The sequence below is a fragment of the Microcystis sp. BLCC-F209 genome, from assembly GCF_041928595.1.
In the GTDB taxonomy this organism is placed as follows: domain Bacteria; phylum Cyanobacteriota; class Cyanobacteriia; order Cyanobacteriales; family Microcystaceae; genus Microcystis.
Genome location: NZ_JBHFLL010000315.1, coordinates 1 through 3,442 on the forward strand (window position 1 = coordinate 1; position 3,442 = coordinate 3,442).

The following is a 3,442-nucleotide window of genomic DNA, read 5'->3' on the forward strand; positions in this document are numbered from 1 at the left end:
AGAACTTTTCTGACTTTTCTTCAGCTATTTATGAATGTCTGAATGATGCCCATCTGAAACATAAAAAAGAACTGGATTCCTTGCTGACTCTACGATTTCAGAAGTTTAATAAATCTCAGATTATGAACGTCTAAAGTATATTAATAGCAGGAGAGTTCTTTCTGTGAGATCTTCATGAACAAAAATATCTTGAATTAGGGTAAATAAAAACCCAAGAAAGAAAAACCCAGCAATGGGAAGAAAAACCCGGAGAGGGGCAAAATACATTCCCACCCGGAGGATTAACTGGACAAAGCGCAAAGTATCCCGGATAGGCTTAATTTTACTGTTGCCCTGGCGAGCAAAATAGTCAATCGGTTCATAATGGACTAAATAACCATTAGTCAACATGGCGAGGGTAATCGTAGTGGTAAAACTAAAAGTATCGGGTAAGATATTAAAAAATCTTTCGACCACGCTCTTACGAAAAACCCGTAAGCCACTATTAAGATCTGGAATGCGACTATTGCTAATCCATTCGGCAAAACGGACAAGAAACCACTTAGGAATTTTGCGAATTGTTGGATAACTGACATTCGCACCAGTACGCGCTCCTACCACCATATCGGCATTCTCTAGCAGGGCAACTAATTGGGGAATTCTTTCGTTAGGATAGGTTCCATCTCCGTCCGTAATCACGATTGCCCCATATTTAGCCTGTCTAATTCCCGTTTTCAGTGCTGCGCCATAGCCACGATTTCTGGGATGTTCGATTAACCTAAATGTCATCAATTCCTGAAGTTCTCGCAAGATTTCACCCGTTCGATCCTTAGAACCATCATTAACCACCACAATCTCATAGGTACAATTAGAGAGTTTTAGTTGTTCTTGGAGAAGTTCTAAAGTCGGAGTAATACCCTTTTCCTCATTATAGACGGGAATAACAATAGAAAAAGCGGCATTGTTCTCCTTTCTTGCTGAACTTGACGATAATTGACTCTCCAATTTTGCACTGCTTTCCATTATTTCCAGGTGGATTGTTATTGGTTGAACCTCTGATTATGATTGGTTTTTTCAGAGATAGCCTCGTCGGGGTTAACCATAACCATATGTAGTCAATGGCCATAGGCCATCAAGGTTAAGAAAATTTTTCCCTCAACCGCACGAACTTTTTGTGCCTAGTTAGTATATAAGTGTATATTGAACAGTTGTCAAGTCCTTCAAAAAAAATTAAGGAATAGATTCATGGTAGAAAAATTAGGCATCGATTATTTTGGCAAAAACCGCCCCCTGGCGAAACTTCACGGCAAGACCACCCTGCAAATGCGCCGCAAAATGTATGATTTTTTAGAGAATGCCGTGGATGGTGTGAGGGGAAAAAAATTTTTAGACCATGGTTCTACACCGGAAACCACCAGACAAGCGAGTAATTGCTTGATTCGCTGGTTGTTGGAAGACGATGCTAGGGTTTGTGCCTGCTCTCCCGAAGAAATTAGCCATTTAGCGGCAGTTTTTCCCGGATTAGTTGTCCTTGATTGGCCTCCCACACCTTCCCAAGTAGAAGGAATTGACTATATCATCTCATCGGCGGTTATCGAACACGTCGGCAATGAACAATCGCAGATTGAATACGTCAGCAGCCTGCTGCGATTATGTCCCCGCTTATTTATCACCACTCCTAATCGCTACCACTGGCTAGAATTTCATACGCGCTTGCCCCTCTTGCACTGGCTGCCGAGAAGTTGGCATCGCTCTGTCTTAAACTTAATTGGGATGAAGTTTTGGGCTAGTGAAAAAAATCTGCGCTTGCTTGCGGAAGATGAATTTGCCCGTATTATTGAACAAGCTGCCCGAATTAATGGTTTAAAAGTTACTCTCCACTGGTATAAGCCGAAATTTCTGGGCTTAGTGTCTAATCTCTGCGTTTTAGTTAACTAAGGCTCTCAGTCCTAAAACCACAAATCTATTCCTGGCCACAAACAGAAAATAAGTTATCAAAAAAAGACGAAAAGAAAGGACTTTTTCCGATAATAAAGGGTAGGTTTAACTCTGCCCTTTGCTCCGCTTTCTTGGCACTGATTACTGATTAATGATACTAAATCCAGTTATTAAAAACTGATTATCTATTCCCTCTTTTGCCTTTTGCCTCTTGCATGAGTGCCTGTCCTGATATGTAGCCTATACTCAACGGATTTAGTATGATTAACCTCAGTTCGGGATAAGGGGGGAAGGAAAAGGCGGCGGCTAGTAAGCTGAACAATATATAACCATACCCTCGATAGTTCCAGTACTCCCAACTCCGGTGCAGTCTTAACGAGTAATTTAGGTAGTCAACAGCTTATTATTGGAGCAATGGGGTCAAATTCAGGACAAGACTTTAGCTAAAGAGGCGGGTAAATCGGCTAATTTTTCCACCACTGTCACCCCAGCTTCTTGAAAATGACGGAGGCTATCTTTTCTGGTATTCTTAGCGGCAACAGAGTAGGAAAGTTGGTTAGAAATAATTGTTTCTGTATCGCCGAAATTGGTTTCAATCGCTGTATTTAACCCGACAAGATAGGCAATCACTGGTTTTTCGATCGCCGAGGCAATATATTTGGCTGCCTCGATTTCGGCCTTTCCTCCCACCTGACTGACGAGGAGAATCGCCTCGGTATTGTCATCTTCCTCGAAAACCTGCAACCATTGGGACAAATTGGAGCCAATAATGCCGTCAGTACCCAAATTTACCGCCATAGATTCACCATACCCCGCTGCTGTTAGAGTTTTCGCTACTTCATCCCCTATGCGATCGCCGCGGGTGATTAGACCGATTGTCCCCGATTGATAAAAACTGGGTTCACAAATACCCAACCAAAGATAATTGGGAATAATTACACCCTGGCTGCCGGGTCCGAGAATTAATGTCCCGGTGGTAGTAGCTATCTTTAATAATTCCACCAGATCCAAGGGGGGAACTCCTGGGGTGACGATAATTAATTGGGGAATGGCTGATGCGATCGCTTCTAAGGCCGCATCTAGGACTTGATTGGGGGGGACTAAAATTAAACTGGTCCTGATTTCCCCGGCTTCAGCAACGGACTCGGCCACTAGATCAAACACTGGTATCTCTGCGATTATCTCACCACCGTGGCCACTAGCCACCCCCGCTACTAAACAGGTTCCCTGAGCTTTCAATCGTGCCGCATAATATTTGCCTAGGGGTCGATCGATCCCTTGCATAATTATCTGATCCTTATCTGTCCATTTCATATATTAAGTGTTGGGAGTTGTTTCAGTAAACAGTAAACAGTAATCAGTAAACAGTAAACAGTAATCAGTGAGACACTGTTGATGGGAGTTTTTTTCAGTGGTCAGTAAACAGTAAACAGTAATCAGGTTCTGAAGGCAAGAGTCACTCATGCAAGAGGCTTCGGCCGTTCGGCGAGCGTTCGACAAAAGCTCGCCGAACGGCAAAAGAAAG

4 protein-coding genes and 1 pseudogene are annotated in these 3,442 nt (G+C 42.9%); 2 read left to right on the forward strand and 3 right to left on the reverse strand.

The features are described 5' to 3' along the window. A pseudogene (locus ACE1AQ_RS20890) lies at nt 1-134 on the forward strand (IS630 family transposase); the annotation flags it as partial. Here ACE1AQ_RS20890 and ACE1AQ_RS20895 read toward each other — a convergent pair. Further along, the gene (locus tag ACE1AQ_RS20895) at nt 121-1,002 is read right to left on the reverse strand and encodes a glycosyltransferase family 2 protein (protein ID WP_110546080.1); all 882 of its coding nucleotides are present in this window, start codon (nt 1,000-1,002) and stop codon (nt 121-123) included. The pseudogene ACE1AQ_RS20890 and the gene ACE1AQ_RS20895 overlap by 14 nt on opposite strands. Before the next feature lie 222 nt (nt 1,003-1,224). On the opposite strand from ACE1AQ_RS20895, the gene ACE1AQ_RS20900 reads away from it, so the two are divergent. Continuing rightward, nucleotides 1,225-1,917 carry a hypothetical protein gene (locus ACE1AQ_RS20900; RefSeq protein WP_110546079.1) on the forward strand — a complete coding sequence of 231 codons (693 nt, stop codon included), beginning with the start codon at nt 1,225-1,227 and terminating at the stop codon, nt 1,915-1,917. Nucleotides 1,918-2,343: 426 nt separating this feature from the next. Here the strand turns inward: ACE1AQ_RS20900 and ACE1AQ_RS20905 are convergent, their stop codons facing one another. Both ACE1AQ_RS20905 and ACE1AQ_RS20910 read right to left on the reverse strand, forming a co-directional pair. Beyond that, nucleotides 2,344-3,231, reverse strand: coding sequence for a CoA-binding protein (locus ACE1AQ_RS20905; protein WP_110546078.1), 888 nt, complete (start codon nt 3,229-3,231; stop codon nt 2,344-2,346). Between the two features lie 3 nt (nt 3,232-3,234). Further along, nucleotides 3,235-3,442, reverse strand: a 208-nt coding sequence (locus ACE1AQ_RS20910) for a hypothetical protein (protein ID WP_374809146.1), incomplete at its 5' end; no start/stop codon positions are given.

Excerpts from the sequence above, each read along its gene's own strand:
- ACE1AQ_RS20895 (WP_110546080.1), bottom strand. The coding sequence starts at position 1,002 with ATGGAAAGCAGTGCAAAATTGGAGAGTCAATTATCGTCAAGTTCAGCA.
- ACE1AQ_RS20900 (WP_110546079.1), top strand. The coding sequence starts at position 1,225 with ATGGTAGAAAAATTAGGCATCGATTATTTTGGCAAAAACCGCCCCCTG.
- ACE1AQ_RS20905 (WP_110546078.1), bottom strand. The coding sequence starts at position 3,231 with ATGAAATGGACAGATAAGGATCAGATAATTATGCAAGGGATCGATCGA.